At 59.1% G+C, this 16,157-nt stretch carries 16 protein-coding genes and 1 tRNA gene; 10 read left to right on the forward strand and 7 right to left on the reverse strand.

What is annotated here, in order from left to right; genetic code table 11:
• The first annotated feature begins 523 nt into the window (after nucleotides 1-523).
• From ACR0I7_RS12545 to ACR0I7_RS12560, 4 genes are all read left to right on the forward strand, one after another.
• Nucleotides 524-1,273: a 5-oxoprolinase subunit B family protein gene (locus tag ACR0I7_RS12545; RefSeq protein WP_480511504.1), complete on the forward strand. Its 750-nt coding sequence runs from the start codon at nucleotides 524-526 to the stop codon at nucleotides 1,271-1,273.
• Entirely contained in the window at nucleotides 1,270-2,268 is a 999-nt protein-coding gene (locus ACR0I7_RS12550; protein ID WP_480511506.1) for a 5-oxoprolinase subunit C family protein, read from the forward strand. The genes ACR0I7_RS12545 and ACR0I7_RS12550 overlap by 4 nt, the downstream gene beginning before the upstream one ends.
• A gap of 12 nt (nucleotides 2,269-2,280) precedes the next feature.
• Entirely contained in the window at nucleotides 2,281-3,042 is a 762-nt protein-coding gene (locus ACR0I7_RS12555) for a LamB/YcsF family protein (protein WP_480511507.1), read from the forward strand.
• Between the two features lie 159 nt (nucleotides 3,043-3,201).
• Complete coding sequence (locus tag ACR0I7_RS12560; protein WP_480511509.1) at nucleotides 3,202-4,449, forward strand: hypothetical protein; 1,248 nt, start codon at nucleotides 3,202-3,204, stop codon at nucleotides 4,447-4,449.
• A 64-nt stretch (nucleotides 4,450-4,513) separates the two neighbouring features.
• Here ACR0I7_RS12560 and ACR0I7_RS12565 read toward each other — a convergent pair whose 3' ends face one another.
• Together ACR0I7_RS12565 and ACR0I7_RS12570 are read right to left on the reverse strand one after the other, a co-directional pair.
• Entirely contained in the window at nucleotides 4,514-5,914 is a 1,401-nt protein-coding gene (locus tag ACR0I7_RS12565; protein ID WP_480511511.1) for a D-alanyl-D-alanine carboxypeptidase family protein, read from the reverse strand.
• Between the two features lie 281 nt (nucleotides 5,915-6,195).
• Entirely contained in the window at nucleotides 6,196-6,897 is a 702-nt protein-coding gene (locus tag ACR0I7_RS12570) for an HAD family hydrolase (protein ID WP_480511513.1), read from the reverse strand.
• Nucleotides 6,898-6,989: 92 nt separating this feature from the next.
• Here ACR0I7_RS12570 and clpS point away from each other — a divergent pair, with 92 nt between their 5' ends.
• Genes clpS through hemF form a run of 4 tightly spaced genes read left to right on the forward strand, consistent with a single transcriptional unit; the run spans nucleotide 6,990 to nucleotide 10,057 of the window.
• Nucleotides 6,990-7,331, forward strand: a complete 342-nt coding sequence (clpS, locus tag ACR0I7_RS12575) for an ATP-dependent Clp protease adapter ClpS (RefSeq protein WP_480511515.1) — start codon at nucleotides 6,990-6,992, stop codon at nucleotides 7,329-7,331.
• A 32-nt stretch (nucleotides 7,332-7,363) separates the two neighbouring features.
• The gene (locus ACR0I7_RS12580; protein ID WP_480511517.1) at nucleotides 7,364-8,329 is read left to right on the forward strand and encodes a class I SAM-dependent methyltransferase; all 966 of its coding nucleotides are present in this window, start codon (nucleotides 7,364-7,366) and stop codon (nucleotides 8,327-8,329) included.
• A 37-nt stretch (nucleotides 8,330-8,366) separates the two neighbouring features.
• On the forward strand, nucleotides 8,367-9,167 hold the full coding sequence (locus ACR0I7_RS12585; protein WP_480511519.1) for an SDR family NAD(P)-dependent oxidoreductase: 801 nt from the start codon (nucleotides 8,367-8,369) through the stop codon (nucleotides 9,165-9,167).
• 5 nt (nucleotides 9,168-9,172) lie between these two features.
• Nucleotides 9,173-10,057, forward strand: a complete 885-nt coding sequence (gene hemF, locus ACR0I7_RS12590; RefSeq protein WP_480511521.1) for an oxygen-dependent coproporphyrinogen oxidase — start codon at nucleotides 9,173-9,175, stop codon at nucleotides 10,055-10,057.
• Here hemF and ACR0I7_RS12595 read toward each other — a convergent pair whose 3' ends face one another.
• From ACR0I7_RS12595 to modA, 4 genes are all read right to left on the reverse strand, one after another.
• A complete protein-coding gene (locus ACR0I7_RS12595) occupies nucleotides 10,058-10,468 on the reverse strand; it encodes a hypothetical protein (protein ID WP_480511523.1) in 411 nt (136 codons plus the stop codon).
• An 84-nt stretch (nucleotides 10,469-10,552) separates the two neighbouring features.
• Nucleotides 10,553-11,662: a molybdenum ABC transporter ATP-binding protein gene (gene modC / locus ACR0I7_RS12600; protein ID WP_480511525.1), complete on the reverse strand. Its 1,110-nt coding sequence runs from the start codon at nucleotides 11,660-11,662 to the stop codon at nucleotides 10,553-10,555.
• Entirely contained in the window at nucleotides 11,659-12,351 is a 693-nt protein-coding gene (modB, locus tag ACR0I7_RS12605) for a molybdate ABC transporter permease subunit (protein WP_480511527.1), read from the reverse strand. Before modB ends, modC begins: the two co-directional genes overlap by 4 nt.
• Nucleotides 12,352-12,354: 3 nt before the next feature.
• On the reverse strand, nucleotides 12,355-13,131 hold the full coding sequence (gene modA, locus ACR0I7_RS12610; protein WP_480511529.1) for a molybdate ABC transporter substrate-binding protein: 777 nt from the start codon (nucleotides 13,129-13,131) through the stop codon (nucleotides 12,355-12,357).
• A 210-nt stretch (nucleotides 13,132-13,341) separates the two neighbouring features.
• Here modA and ACR0I7_RS12615 point away from each other — a divergent pair, with 210 nt between their 5' ends.
• A complete protein-coding gene (locus ACR0I7_RS12615) occupies nucleotides 13,342-14,595 on the forward strand; it encodes an aminotransferase class V-fold PLP-dependent enzyme (RefSeq protein WP_480511531.1) in 1,254 nt (417 codons plus the stop codon).
• Nucleotides 14,596-14,678: 83 nt separating this feature from the next.
• A tRNA-Val gene (locus tag ACR0I7_RS12620) sits at nucleotides 14,679-14,754 on the forward strand.
• Nucleotides 14,755-15,005: 251 nt separating this feature from the next.
• Here ACR0I7_RS12620 and ACR0I7_RS12625 read toward each other — a convergent pair.
• The gene (locus ACR0I7_RS12625; protein ID WP_480511533.1) at nucleotides 15,006-16,130 is read right to left on the reverse strand and encodes a zinc ABC transporter substrate-binding protein; all 1,125 of its coding nucleotides are present in this window, start codon (nucleotides 16,128-16,130) and stop codon (nucleotides 15,006-15,008) included.
• Between the last annotated feature and the right edge of the window lie 27 nt (nucleotides 16,131-16,157).

A 16,157-nucleotide genomic window follows, 5' to 3' on the forward strand; every position in this document is an offset into this window, starting at 1 on the left:
AATCCCTCAGCGCCACCGCCCAATCTCAATCCTCAGATGCCCACCGTCTCTCCAGTGCGTCTCCGCCGTCTCCAGCGTCCCAACAACAACCTCAGTAGCGCCGGTGAAGGGCGTTCTAAGTAATACTACAAATACACGCAAGTGGAAAATTGCATTCCGCCCAACTTTTTTGCTGCCTTATATTTTATATCATTATATCAAATATTTAACACACAATCACCCCACCAACCTGACCGATACCCCGCAACGGGCACCCGGCAGAAACGACCGCCTTGGCTCAGCTGCAAAAGGTTTCACGCTATATATAGCGTTCAATAGCGAGAACCACACAAGCGGCTTCGAGTCGGAGGCCGCGAGTCGCGCCCACCGGAGATGACAAACACCCCGCCCCGACAGCCCCAAGCGCTGCCAGAAACTGGAACCAGACACAGTGTTGACCTTAACCCGGTGACAGGGTCTTGCACACGGGCACATGATGCGCTCAGGTTCGACAGGCCACACTCTAACGGACACCCGGGACCATATGACATCTGCTGCTTCCTTCCCCTTCGTGCGCACCGTTGGTTTTGACGGAATGCTGGTGACCTATGCCGATAGGCTGACCGAACCTGCAAACCGCGCTGCGCTGGCGTTTCGCGCCGAGGTATCGGGGCGGGCATGGCCCGGTGTGATCGAGACCTCAGCATCTTTGGCTTCGACCTATATCCGCTTCGACCCCGACACCCTGCCTCATGCTGAACTCGAACATCGCCTCCGGGCATTGCTAAGCCAGCGCGACTGGTACAGTGCGCCGATGCCCTCCGGTCGCAAGCTTTGGCGCGTTCCGACGGTTTATGGAACCGATCTGGCCCCGCAATTGGACGAAGCTGCTGCCGCCGCTGGTCTCTCATCTGCCGAAGCCATCCGCCGACTGGGGCAAGCCCGTGTACGCGTGCTGACAATAGGCTTCGCACCCGGCCAACCTTATCTTGGCCCGCTACCGCCTGAGTTCAACATACCGCGCCTGAAAGAGCTGACGCCGATGGTTCCCGAAGGGGCGCTGGTTCTGGCGATATCTCAATTCGTCCTCTTTTCCGGCCCCACGCCAACCGGATGGCGTCATGTCGGGCAAACCGCCTTTCGCTGCTTTCAACCCGATAGCGCGCGCAGTTTTACCCTGAACCCCGGAGACGAAATGGTGTTTGGGCCGGTTTCGCGCGACGTGCTGGAACATATCAAAGCAAACAATACGGATGGCATCGGCGGTGCAACCTGTCAGGAGATCGTGGAATGAGTCTGATCGTTCACCGCATCGGCCCCGCATGCACCATTCAGGATCAGGGCCGCACCGGATATCTTGCGCAGGGCCTGTCGCGCTCAGGGGCTGCGGATATTCTGGCCCTGTATGAGGGGGCGGCCCTGCTGGACCAGAACCCGAACTGCGCGGCCCTTGAAATGGCCGGAATGGGGGGAGAGTTCGAAGCGACGCAGCCGGTGCGGATTGCCCTGACCGGGGCACCGATACAGGTCAGCCTGGATGGCAGCCCGATCGCCTGGAACGCCTCACATTCCATGGCACCGGGACAGCGCCTGATGATCGGGGCAGCGTTGCAGGGCAATTATGGATACCTGCACCTTGGCGGCGGGATTGATACTGACCTTTTTCTGGGATCACGATCCACGCATCTGACAGCCAAAGTGGGCCGCGCGGTAGCGGTTGGCGATAGCCTGCCCGCCGGTACGGCCGGAGGGGACACGGGCAAGAAACTGCAGCCGTCAGAACGGTTTTCGGGCGGAACGCTGCGCATCGTGCGCAGCTTTCAAAGCGCGCTGTTTGACGATACCACCCTGACCCGTTTTGCCAATACGGACTTCTCGCGCGGTGCGCGGGCCAACCGCATGGGCATGCAACTGGACAGCGAAGGTGCTGGCTTTGCCGCCAAGGACCAGCTCAATATTCTGTCCGAGGTGATCACCCCCGGCGACATACAGATGACCGGGACCGGGAACCCCTTCATTCTGCTGCCCGAATGCCAGACGACCGGGGGATATCCCCGAATTGCAACGGTCCTACCCTGCGATATGCCGCGCGCAGTTCAAACGCCCGCCGGCGGAACGTTGCGGTTCGAATTTGTCACACTGGCTGAGGCGGTGAAACTGCACGCGGCATTTCAGGCAGAGCTGAAACGCCTGCCCGGTCAGGTCCAAGCGCTGGTCCGCGACCCGCATGACATCCCGGACCTGTTATCCTATCAATTGATCGGCGGAGTGGTCTCTGCCACCGACTGAGGAGAGTTTCCGATGCCCCGAGTTGATCTGAACGCCGACATGGGTGAAAGCTTTGGCCCCTGGGAAATGGGGGATGATGACAATCTGCTCAAGGTCATCACATCGGCCAATATCGCCTGCGGCTTTCATGCCGGCGACCCGGATGTGATGGCGCAAACCATGCTGACAGCGGCAGAGAACGATGTGGGCATCGGGGCGCATCCCGGTTTTCCTGACCTTCAGGGCTTTGGCCGGCGCAATATGAACGTGCCGCATGACAGTCTGCGCAATCTGGTTCGCTATCAGTTGGGGGCCGCGATAGGAATGGCGGCAGCGGTCGGCACCAGGGTGCGCCACCTCAAGCTGCACGGTGCGCTGGCCAACATGTGCTCGGCCGATCTGGATATGGCGCGCGCGTGCTATCGTGGCGCGCTGGATGTGGACCCGGACATTATCATCATGGTTCTGGCGGTCACCAAACAGGAAGAAGCCGTGCGTGAGCTGGGCTGTAAATGGGTCGGCGAGATCTTTGCGGACCGCGCCTATAACGACGACGGTACGCTGGTTGATCGCAGCCTGCCCGGCGCGGTCATCCATGACCCCGACCATGCCGGCGCGCGTGTTGTCGAGATGGTGCAGGCAGGCGCCATCATCACCGCAAGCGGCAAGCGGCTGGACACCTCGATCGATACGATCTGCCTGCACGGAGACGGCATAACCGCGCTGCAAATCGCACGGTCAGTGCGCGAGAACCTGATCAACAACGGGATCGAAGTGACCAAGTTCGACAGATAGGTCCCCGGCCCGCTCGCCTTCTACGGTTGCCCAGACAGGTTTTCACCCCTAGCATGCCTGCAAGTGCATGTTCTCAATACCGTAATTACAGCAACCTGTTCTACGGCCCCGGGGTGGTGTGACCTTATCCCAGCCGATCTTGCGCAAGGAGACGAACATATGTCTTTCGATTTGATGTCCTACACCCCGCGCGGCGACAAAAAGAATTCGGATTTCTTTGCCGAGTATCTGCCGATGATCTATGAGCGGCGCACCAGTACCGGCATCGCCGATCAGGTTGGGCCGATGAAGGCCATCGTGCTGCAGGTCGAAAGCACAACGCTGTTTGATACGCTGATCGAGCTGTATGTCATGACACCCTATCGCCATGCGGCCAGTTTTCTGGGCAGAACCCATAAATTCTCGGTGCTGCATTCTCACCCGGAGTATCCGGCGCTGATCGTTATGGCTCCGCTCAGCGATACGTTCGAGGACTTTATTCCGCGCATCAACCGGATGTATCCTCTGGCCCGCAAAACTCCGCAGACCCGGTATGTCGGCGAGGTGTTCGGCGCATCAGACCTGACGATGCTGAGCAAGACACTTGAGGATCAGAACATCCGCTTTGAATACAGCGGCGACACCGAGAACCCGTTCTATACCCTCGACGGGTTCCGCTTTACCACACCATCGGATTTCACCTGCAACCGGGTCGGCTATTCCACGCATGATTTCAACGACCCCGACAGTCTGGGGCTTGGCGACCGCGTGCTGCTGAGCGACACAGAAAAACAGCGTCTGGACGCTGCGGCTGCCTTTGCTGAGGACAGCAAGATCGGCCCGCTGATGCTGGGCATCGATCACCTTGCCACGCGGGTTCTGGCGGGCGAGCGCGAGGATGCGATCCTCGAATTTCTGACCATGGTACCTTATTATTTCTGGGGGGCTTACAACATCTTCGACATGAACTCGTCGACCAATGTGAACCGCAACCCCAGCGTCGATGACGACAAGAAATCCCCTGCCAAGGTCTTTACCGCGAACAACACGCCCTCTTTCGTGAATTCCTTTGCCAAGCTGCCGATGCCAACCGAGGATTTCGTGCGCAACTTTGGTCGCCGCCTGCACCATATGGCTGTGGAGATTCTGGATGGCGATCACGCGGGCGGAGAGAAGAATGTCGATTTCGTAGTCAACACGCTCAAGGACAAAGGCGTGCCTTTCCTGGCCCATGTGGTGGGCGAGTGCAAAGACGATCCAAACCTCAAACAGATCTTCTCAAAACACTCGAAAAACACGCTGCTGATCACAGAATATATCGAGCGCTGCCACAAGTATGATGGCTTTTTTACCAAGGATAACGTGGCGGCCCTGACGGCTGCTGCCGGTCAGGACGAACAATACGAACACGGCCATGTCTTCGACTGACGTCAAAAAAATGGCTGCGGTCTCTCATCCGCAGCCAGTTGTCGTTAGGAGAGAATGTCGGGCCTTATGATGGCCCGATCATGAAACAGGTGACGTTTCGCGCGGTCAGGCGACGGCAAGCTAGATCGGCCTGTTCCCGGGTCATGCCTTGAAATGTCGCATCGAATCCGCGCGAGCTTTGGTTGACCTTGCGCAGGGTGCCTTCAAGCGTTGTCATTTCTGACAAAGCGGTTTTTAGCAAAACCTTCTCGGCCTCGTAGCGGGAGGTATAGCGGCCCACATTAACGCCCCACAGGTGCCCGCCGGACGTGGACAAGCGCGTGACAACCTCTTGCTCAGGCTCAGGTTGTGCCGCAGGTTCAGCCGATGCCAACACCAGATTTTCAGGCCGCAGGGCAGGCCGGGTATCGGCGTTTTCAACCGGCGGCGCAGTGGGTGCGATATCCGCGGCAGCGATGGCAGCAGCAATACCGTTTTGAATCCGCGCGCCGTTCTTGGCGGCGTTTTCTGCAACCGAACCGGCAACCTGAACCGCAGCACCTACGCCCGGCCGCAACACAGGCCGCAGGCTTTTTTGAGGCGCCCCAACCACGCGTACGATCTTGGTGACTTCACCCAGTCCGGTATTCCCGGCATAGGCCGGGCGCGCAGGCTTACGGATCGGCGCGCGGGACGGCGCCCGACGAAACCCCATATCCAACAGCTCGGCCACTTTGGCGTTGCGCGATGCGCCGGACTGACCGCCAAAGACGGTTGCAATAATGCGTTCATCCTTACGCTTGGCCGAGGCCACAAGGTTAAACCCCGCTGCGCGGGTGTAACCGGTCTTGATCCCATCGGCACCCTTATAGGCAGCCAGCAGGCGGCGGTTTGTGTTGGGAACTGTCTTGATACCGGCATGGGTAGATTGCCGCGAGAACAGATTATAATACTGTGGATAGTCATACAGTAGATGACGCCCCAGCGTGGTCATGTCCCGCGCAGTTGACAGGTGGCCCGATTCTGTCAGGCCATGGGCGTTCTTGAAGGTCGTCCGGCTCATCCCCATCGACTTGGCGGTGCGGGTCATACGCCGTGCAAAGGCTGCCTCGGACCCGCTGATGGCGATGCCGATAGCGGTGGCCGCGTCATTGGCCGACTTCACCGCAGCCGCGCGGATGAGGTATCGAAACGCGATGGTCTGCCCGCTGCGCAGGCCCAGTTTGGATGGCGGCTCGGACGCCGCTTTCTTGGTGATGCGCACCGGAGTGTCCAATGTGATCTCGCCGTTCCGCACCGCCTCAAACGCGATATAGAGCGTCATCATCTTGGTCAACGATGCCGGATGCAGCCGGGTGTCAGCGTTGCGTGCGTGCAAAACCTCGCCGGTTCGCGCGTCGATCACCATCGCTGCATAAGGTGCTGCCATGGCCTGCATGGGCACTGCAACAAGCAGCCACAGCATAGCCATAAGGAATAAGCCCATTCGGGCCGGAACTGTCCGCCGAATCTGCACGATCTTTGCCTCTGTCTGCCTCGAGCCGCCGGATTTTTCCGGTCGGCAAATTTTGTTTTATTGTTGCTCAGGCTAACACAGAGGGTGTTCAAAAGAAACCGAAAGGTGGATTTTTCAGATCACGAATTCTTTGAGTCGCAGCTCTATATATAGGGTCGACACCACCACCACCTACCAAACCGGCGATCTGGACAAAAACGCGGCAAGGCGGCAGGGCGATTTTTCTGTAACTGGTACCAATCCGCAACAGGTCACGCTATCCGGGCGACAAGCCCAGCCAAATCACCCAGATCAGACAGCTCGTGGTATCTTGGATTATCTGCTGGCGTCTCGGCCTGCTCGACCTCCCAGACCAGCCCGTGGGGTACGTATACGCCCCAACACCCGGCCCCAATAGGCGCCACCACATCCGACCGCATCGAATTGCCCACCATCATCGACGCACCCGGCCCGTCGCCATGCTGTTCAAAGATCGCACGGTAAGTGTCCGGGGTCTTCTCGGACACGATCTCGACCCCGTCGAAAAGATCACCCAACCCCGATTGCGCCAGCTTGCGTTCCTGATCGATTAGATCACCTTTGGTAATCAGCAACACGCGATGGGTTTCGGCAACCGCTTCGATCGCCTCTTGCGCATGAGGCAGCAGTTCGATCGGATGCGCCAGCATCTCTTGCCCGGCTTCGATCAGTTGCCGGATAACCGCCGCCGGAACCCGATCCCCGGTGACTTCGATGGCCGTTTCGATCATCGACAGGGTGAAGCCTTTGATGCCATAGCCATAGTGCCGGATATTGCGCTTTTCTGCGGCCAGCAGCCTGTCCATCAGGTGATCGCGTTCTGCGTGGTCGGCAAGCAGATCCACGAAATGCACCTGGGTGAGCTGAAAGAAGCGCTCGTTGTGCCACAGCGTGTCATCCGCGTCGAATCCGATTGTCGTCAGCCTGCCCTGCATCGCGATTACGTCCGGCCCCTCTTTCCTCTGGTCGCTCTGACGTTATATAAGCCATCAGACAAACCGAAGCCTGAATCGGAAACCTGCACGAAATGCTCGAAACCCAGTGGATGATGTCTGACAAGTCGGACGAGGACGGCGATACGTCGATCCTGGTTGAGACCAAGCCCAAGACCAAACGTCCGCCGTTGTACAAAGTACTTCTGCTGAACGACGATTACACACCGATGGAATTCGTGGTCCACGTGTTGGAACGGTTCTTTTCCATGACCCATGCCCAGGCGTTCGAGATCATGTTGACCGTGCACAAAAAAGGCGTCGCAGTTGTCGGAGTGTTCAGCCACGAGATTGCCGAAACCAAGGTGGGTCAGGTGATGGATTTTGCCCGCAGGCATCAGCACCCCCTGCAATGCACGATGGAACGCGAAGAGTAAGGCGCGCGCCGACCCTCTTGGTGGATTTGCCCATGTCCCTTCGCCTGAGCCTTGCATTGGAAAGCGGCCTGTCGCTGTCCCAACCCCTGTCGGTGATCGGCCCGACCCCGGCGCATGACCTGTCTGCACTGGCGCGAGAGACACAGGTGGTGCAGCCCTTTAAACCGTTTCATGACCAGTTTGCCGCGCAAGGATTTGCAGCGGCACCTGAAGCGGATCAGCCCTGTCAGGATGTGATCGTGTTTCTGCCACGCGCCAAGGCTTTGGCACGGGCGATGATCCATCAGGCCTGCCAGCGCGCCCAAGGCACGGTGGTTGTGGATGGCGCAAAGACCGACGGGATTGACAGCCTGCTGAAAGACATCCGCAAGCGGGTCGATATTGATGGGCCCATTGCCAAGGCCCATGGCAAGATTTTCTGGTTTCGGGCCGACGCGCCGGCATTCGCCAACTGGGCCGCGCCAGCGATGCAACAAGCCGATGGCTTCCAAACTGCACCGGGCATATTTTCCGCAGATGGGATCGACCCGGCCTCGGCCCTCCTGCTCGGGGCACTGCCGCCAAAGCTTGGCAGCCGGGTGGCTGATCTGGGCGCAGGCTGGGGATACCTGTCGGATGGGGTGCTGAAAAAGGATGGCCTGCAAACCCTGCATCTGGTCGAGGCGGATCACACAGCGCTGACATGCGCCCGCGCCAATATAACCGACCCACGCGCCCGGTTTCACTGGCAAGACGCCGTGACATGGCGGGAGTCCGATCCGCTGGCTACCGTGGTCATGAACCCACCCTTTCACACATCACGAAGCGCTGATCCCGCCTTGGGGCAGGGCTTTATCGCAGCCGCCGCGCGCAATCTGGTCAGGTCGGGCACTCTGTGGATGGTCGCCAACCGCCACCTGCCTTACGAGGCCACCCTTGATGATCATTTCGCACAGGTCAAAGAAGTAGCAGGCGACAATCGGTTCAAGGTATTTCATGCCTCTCGCCCTCGGCGATAAGGCCCGTTAACCTGCGCCACAAATCAGGAGGATTCGGATGTCCTTTTCCGTAGCTGGCAAAACAGCAATCGTGACCGGCGGCGCAAATGGCATCGGTCTGGCCATCGGGCGTCACTTTGCCGATGCTGGGGCCAATGTCATGTTCGCAGACATGGACGAAAAGCGCCTGCTCGACGAGCTGGGCGAACAGACCGATGACAGCAATATCCGCTATTTCGCAGGCGATCTGCGCGAAAAGCTGACCATCGCCAATCTGCTGTCGGCCACGCTGGATGCCTTTGATCAGGTCGATATCCTGATCAACGGCGCGCGACAGGTCATTCAATCCGACCCGCTGGATATGGATGATGACTCGGTCCGTACCCTGCTGAACCAGAACCTGATGCCAGCCCTGCGGCTCAGCCAGATCGTGTCGAAACGCATGATCAAACAGGCTGGTGACAACACGGAGAACCCGGCGGGGTCCATCATTAACCTGTCCTCTATCGCCGCACGGCGAACACATCCCGACCTGATGGCCTATTCAGTCTCAACCGCAGCGCTGGATCAGATGACCCGCTCACTTGCCGTAGCACTGGCACCCAACCGAATTCGCGTGAACTCGATTGCGCTGGGATCGGTGATGAGCGCCTCACTGCAATCAACGCTCAAGGAAAACCGGGATTTCCGCGACGATATCGAGAAGCACACGCCCCTTGCCCGCATTGCGGCCCCCAACGAGCTAGTTGAAACCGCACAGTTTCTCGCCTCGGACGCGGCAGGCTTCATGACGGGACAAATCCTGACAATCGATGGCGGCCGGACCCTGCTGGACCCCGTTGCCGCCCCTGCGCATTGAGCCCCATGTTCGATACAGAAAAATCCACCGCCTCCGCATGGTTCCGTGAGTTGCGCGACGATATCGTAGCCGCGTTCGAGGGCCTGGAAGACAGCCATGACACAGGCCCGTTCTCAGACGTCCCGCCCGGTCGGTTCGAAATCAAGGAAACCAAACGGCACTCTGATGACGGATCAGACGCCGGAGGCGGGCTGATGTCTGTCATGCGCGGCGGGCGTGTGTTTGAAAAGGTCGGCGTCAATGTCTCGACCGTTTACGGCACGCTGGGCGCGCGCGCGCAAAACGCCATGGCCGCGCGCAAGGGCATTCCCGGCATGAAAGATGACCCGCGCTTCTGGGCCTCAGGCATCAGCCTTGTGGCCCATATGCGCAATCCGCATGTGCCTGCGGTCCATATGAACACGCGCATGTTCTGGACACCACATGCCTGGTGGTTCGGCGGTGGCTCGGACCTGAACCCCTGCATCGAATATGACGACGACACTGCTCATTTTCACGCCACGCAAAAGGCGCATCTGGATCCGCATGGTCCGGGCCATTATCCGCGCCTCAAAGACTGGGCGGATGAGTATTTCTATATCCCCCACCGCAAACGCGCGCGCGGCGTGGGTGGCATCTTTATGGATGACTACTGCACTGGCGACTGGCAGGCCGATTTTGCGCTGACGCAGGATATCGGACGCGCCTTCCTGCCCGCCTTTGTTCCGCTGGTCGAACAGCGCCGGGTACAGCCGTTTGATGACGCTGACAAAGAAGCTCAGCTGGTGCATCGCGGCCTCTATGCCGAGTACAATCTGGTCTATGACCGGGGCACCAAGTTCGGTCTGGAAACCGGCCACGACCCCGACGCGGTCCTTATGAGCCTTCCGCCGCTGGCCAAATGGGTCTGATCAGAAGTCGAAGTCTATAACGTCATCATAGCATTCAGCTTGGGCCGATAATGCACTCATATTCGCGCCGACCCTATTCACCGTTATTGAATATCCGGGCGTGGTGTCAGCGCCCGGTGGAGGTGTCAGCGAAAACTGTACCGTACGTACGCCGGGTTCATAGGCGCGCCATACATAAATCCGCTGGTTCCCCTTTATCCGCAATGTGCGGATCGCAAAATCTCCGATCCCGCACCAATAGGTGATGGCTGCTGAGCTACCTTTGGCGGCGACCTCATAGATACCTCCGTCCAATGGCGTCACCGTGGTCTGAAACGTTGGTCGGATGCCAACACCAAACCCAACCGCCGAAACAGTTCCCGGTGCCAATACCGACGCAGCCAAAGCTGTTATCCTCACCAGACGGTTCATTTCAGATCCAATCTAAAATACGCTAATTGCCACCAATAATAGATAGCCCGCGGCCTGAGTAAAGCCACAGACAATGCGCGGACCTCAGCGCGTGTCGACCGGGGATGTCACCCACCCGCCAACATCCTGCGGTGCAAGGGCAACCGTCTTGACCACAGCATAGCATTTGCAACCGACTTCAAGCTGCAACCCAGCAACCGAGCGGCGTGTCACTCGCGCCAGAACGGTTCCGGCTGTGGTTCGGACGGATACGATTGCGCCCGGGCCGTCCCCTGAACGAATTGCATCAACCTCACCTTTGAGGACATTCAGCGCCGACAGACCCGCGGGTTTGCGCTTGGATAGGATCACCTCTTGCGCCGGGATGCGGATACGGAGTTTCTCATCCACGCGATGCGGGATGCGAGGAAGAAACAGGCGGCTCCCACCGGCCTCCAGCTCGGTTAAGCCGTCGGCATGGTGTGTCAACACTTTGGCTTGCAGCACCGCACCAACCGCCCGGACGCCTGCTGGCGCCACCGTTGGGTCCGCCAAAACCTCAGAGGCTGGACCGTGGCGAAATACCTTGCCATCCTGCAAGGCCACCACCGAAGTGGCCAGCCGCGCCACCTCGGCCGCCGAGTGGGTGACATAGAGGATCGGAACCGAGACCTCATCCCTGAGCCGTTCGAAATAGGGCAGGATTTCTGCCTTGCGCGCATCATCCAGCGCAGCCAGCGGCTCATCGGCCAGGATAAGGCGCGGACTGGCCAGCAGGGCGCGGCCTATGGCAACACGTTGCTTTTCTCCACCAGACAGCCGCGCCGGTCGGCGATCCAACAGATGGCCGATCCCCAACATCTCGATCACTTTGTCAGGATCTTCTCGTACAGCGTTCCGTGGCGCAAACCAGCGCCCATAGGCCAGATTCTGGCGGACGGTTAGATGCGGAAACAGCCGTCCTTCCTGAAAGATGTACCCCAGGCGTCGGCGGTGCGGCGGCAACCACAGACCCTGCTCGGTGTCGAACAGCACCCAATCATCCACCGCAACACGGCCTGCATCTGATCGCAGCAACCCGGCCACCGCATCGACAATTGTGGTCTTGCCCGAGCCCGAGCGCCCAAACAGAACCGTCACGCCAGACGGTGCGTCAAAATCAAGATCTAGGGCGATCCCCGGCAGCGTATGTCTCAGTTTGACGGAAAGGCTCATGACCCGGCCACCCGTGCCGCGACACGCCGACCGACATATTCCGACAGCAACAGCGCGCCCATGGCGATGACGATGGAAATGATCACCAGCCGCGTGGCCGCTGCCTCACCTCCGGGCACCTGTAGAAAGGCGTATACCGCCGAGGGCAATGTCTGCGTCTGGCCCGGAATGTTCGAGACAAATGTGATGGTCGCCCCGAACTCTCCCATCGCTTTGGCAAAGGCCAGTATCGCTCCGGCGATGATACCCGGCAGGATCATCGGCAAAGTGACGGTTGCAAACACAAAGGGCTGCGAGGCACCCAGCGTTGCCCCGGCCTGCTCCAGTTTGGGATCAACGGCCTCGATCGACAGGCGGATCGCACGGACCATCAGCGGAAAGGCCATGATGCCGGCGGCCAGCGCCGCGCCGGTCCAGCGAAAGGCCACCACGATGCCAAGCTCGGCCAGCAGCTTGCCCAGAGGGGCCTGTAGACCAAAGGTCAGCAGCAGCAAATAGCCCGTCACAACCGGCGGCAGGATCAGCGGCAAATGCACCAGACCGTTCAGCACCTGCCGCCCCGGAAACCGCCAGCGCGCCAGCGCATAAGCCACAAAAATGCCCAAAGGAAGCGTCATCAGCGTCGCCCAAAAAGACACGCGCAGTGATAGCTTCAGCGCTTCGATCTCAGCGGGACCGAGCCAACCCATGCGTCACCCACCCGGCAGGGAAAACCCCTGCCCCTCAAAAATCAACTGCGCGCTGGGGGTCTGTAAATGGGTCAGGAACGCGCCAGCGCCCGATGTCGCATCGGGCATCAATGCGGCAGGATAGATAATCTTGGGATGCGTCTGCGCCGGAATGGCACCCACCACGCGCACCCTGTCTTCGGCCACCGCGTCCGAGCGGTACACGATCCCCAATGGCGCCGCCCCAGCCGCCACCAGCGCCAGCGCGGCGCGCACATTGTCCATCTGCGCAACCTGGCCCTGCACCGCGTCCCACAAGCCCAATTCCTGCAACGCCGCTTTGCCATAGATACCGGCCGGAACCGCATCAACCAGCGCCATCGCCAGATAGCCATCGTTCAGCGCTGTGTTCAGGTCGTAGTCGCGCCCGATCTCTCCGATCGCAGCCTGATCTGGCCCACCAATCAGAACCAGCCCATTGCCCAGCAGATCAACGCGCGAGGCCGGATCGGTCCGCCCCTGCGCCTCAAGATGATCCATCCAATCCACATTGGCCGAAATGAACAAATCCGCCGGGGCCCCCAACTGTATCTGACGCGCCAGAACCGAAGAGGCCGCGTATGAGATCGTTACGTCATGACCGCTCTGCGCCTCAAACTGCGGGGCAATCTCATCCAGCGCGGTTTTCAGGCTGGCAGCAGCAAAGACCAGAACGCCCTCGGCCGCAGTCCGAACCGGGATCAGAGCCAGGGCACAAATGGCCAATACGACAAACAGTTGGCGGCGGGCGCCGGGCTGCATCCTGTGCTCTCCTGTCCGGGCGGTTGTAGTCCACTCGGGAATATCGGAGGCGGCAGGGCACAGGCAAGGTCAATCCAACACCACATCGAGGTACAATACAAAAAAGATGAGGCCAGCCAGCTCCGTCAAACGCTGCTGTGGCGCGTAAACGCCATTGATCTGACCCATCTGCGTGGTGATGGTACAGACAAGCCACATAGGACAAACCAGATGCTGCACAACACACCCGGCCTGATTGACGCCATACGCTCACGATTTGCCAATGTGGACAGTTGCCCGTTTCAGGGGCCGCGCATCTTCTTTGAAAACGCAGGCGGTGCGCTGACCCTGAATTCGGTGGTAGAGACTTCAGCCAAATTCGCCGCGATCCCTGACAATCAGGGGCGCGACAATCCCGCCAGCCATGCACTGGTCGATATCATCAACACAGCCAAAGCCGACCTGTCGTTGTTCATGAATGCCCCCTCGGGTCAGTTCTTTATTGGCGAGAGTGGCACCGAACTGCTATTCCGCATGATCCGGACCGCCTGTGTGAATGCCCCAAAGGGCGGCAAAGTGATTGGCAGCTCCATCGAACACCCCGCCAGCCGCAGCGCCGCCCGGAGCTGGGCGGGTATCGCTGGGCTGGATTATGTGAATGTCCCGCATGACAACGGTACGGGTCTGGTCACGGCGGATGCCTATCGCGCACAGATGACGCCGGATGTCGCGGTAGCCACGATTCTGCACGCCTCTCCCGTGACCGGCATGGGTATGGATGTGGCTGCCATCGCCCAAGCGATCCGTGCGGTTTCGCCGGAGTGCTTTATTGTCGTCGACGGCGTCCAGCACGCAGCCCACGGGCAGTTGGATATCAACAGTTATGATGTCGATGGCTATGCGATTTCGCCTTACAAAGTGTTCTCGCGGCATGGGTATGGCATCGCCTGGATATCCGACCGGTTGACCGCCCTGCCCCATGACCAGTTGATCAACGCGCCCTCGACGGGATGGGAATTCGGCACGCGCGACACGGGCGCCTATGCCACGATGACAGATGTGGTTGGCTATTTCGACTGGCTGGGCGCGCAGGTGAGCGCCTCAGAGGACCGCCGGGAACGGATCATCGCCGCAGGCCGCGCCATCCACGCCTATGAAACCCATCTGACCAACGCCATGATCAACGGAACCGGCAACCTGCCCGGCCTGCGCGATATGGAGCATGTCACGATTCTGGCCGGCCCCGATAACCCCGCACGCGAGGGTCTGGTTTCGATCGTGGTGCAGGATATCCCGTCACCAGAGGTTGTCACCCGGCTGAATGCACAAGGCATTCGCACCCATACCCGCAAGGCCGATCACTACAGCGGCAATGTCCTCGACCCTCTTGGCCTCAGCGATTGCATCCGCATCTCTCTGTGCCACTACAATTCGGAACATGAGGTGGCCCAGTTGTTGGCGGCCCTGAAGGACATGAAATCCTGATCCCGGCCTTTTGCAAAAAACTTGTGAAAGAATCTGGCAAACCCTCTTGCACCCGCCCGCAGGCTTAGCTAAATCCCCGTCACGGGTGATTAGCTCAGTTGGTAGAGCGCTTCGTTTACACCGAAGATGTCGGGAGTTCGAGTCTCTCATCACCCACCATTCCTTCAGCTCTCATTTTGTTGGCGTCCCTAGAATATAGAGATACATCGACCCCGCGCCGGATGTGTCACGGTAGAACCACAAGGCACATTGTCGTATCGAGTCCACTGTGGATCAAAGCTTAGTCGTACTTCCAACTTCTTCGGCGCGGGACACTTTGATCACTAAATAAAGCAATCTCGCTTTGCGCGAGGCCTTACGACACAGAAACCTGCCGGCAATCGACGCCGGCAGGACTAATCACGCCAGAATTACAGACACCCGGCCAGTGCCTTAGCCATGTTCCGGATAAGCTCGGGGTAGAGTGTTGCACCGGGCTCCAGGTCCGATCCCAAGGGATCGATCACGCTGGTATTTGCTTCGGTCCCGCCCATTACCGTCTCAACAATCCCTGGGTTGAATTGGGGCTCGGTGAGAACGCAATCGATGCCTTCATCATGGATGCGGTGCTGGATTTCGGCAATGCGGGCCGGGCTGGGGTCAGAAGCGTCACTGAGTGAAATCGCCCCCGATGCGGGGAAGCCAAAAGCGCTTTCGAAATACTGATAGGCGTCGTGGAACACGATAAAGCTGCCGCCCCGGACCGGTTCAAGCGTTTCGGCCACCTCGGCAGACAAGGCCTCGATCTCGGCGCGTGCAGCGTTGGCATTCGCGAAATAGGCGCTTGCATTGTCGGGATCGGAGGCAGAAAGCTGAGCGGCAATCACATTCAGCCATGTGCTTGCGTTTGCGGGCGACAGCCAGGCGTGGGGATCATGTTCGCCATGACCATGCGCATGATGGTCATGATCATCGTGACCCGCGTGATCTTCGTGGTCGTGATCGTCGCTTTCTGCATGCTTATCGTAATCATGGCCATCATGATCGTCATGATCGTGATCCCCACCCTCTGCATGCTCATCGTGATCATGGTCATCGTGGTCGGCATGATCGTCATGGTCATGATCATCACTGTCCGCGTGGTCATCGTGATCGTGATCGTCATGATCGTCTTCGTCCCCATGATCATGCGCTTCGAAAAGTGCATCTTCGCGGAACTCGAACAGGACGGTGCCATCCGCCTCCAACAGAGAGGTAACGGATGCGCCATCGGCTAGGGTCTCAATTGCACCTTCCATCCACGGCGTCAGATCCTCACCGATCCAGAACACCAGATCGGCCTCTTGCAGCGCTGCTGCCTCGGAGGGGCGCAGGTTATATTCGTGAGGAGAGGCTCCGGGCTGCACGATAAGGTCAGGCGTACCGACCCCCTCCATTACGCGTGCCACCAATGAGTGAACCGGCGCAATATCGACCGCAACATTAGGAACATCCGCAATGGCAGTGCCACCCATCAGCGCAGCTGCAATCGATACCGGGAGAAGCTTTCTGGACATCATACCCTCTATGTGATTTTATAACAT

The organism is Ruegeria sp. AM1 (assembly GCF_056540745.1).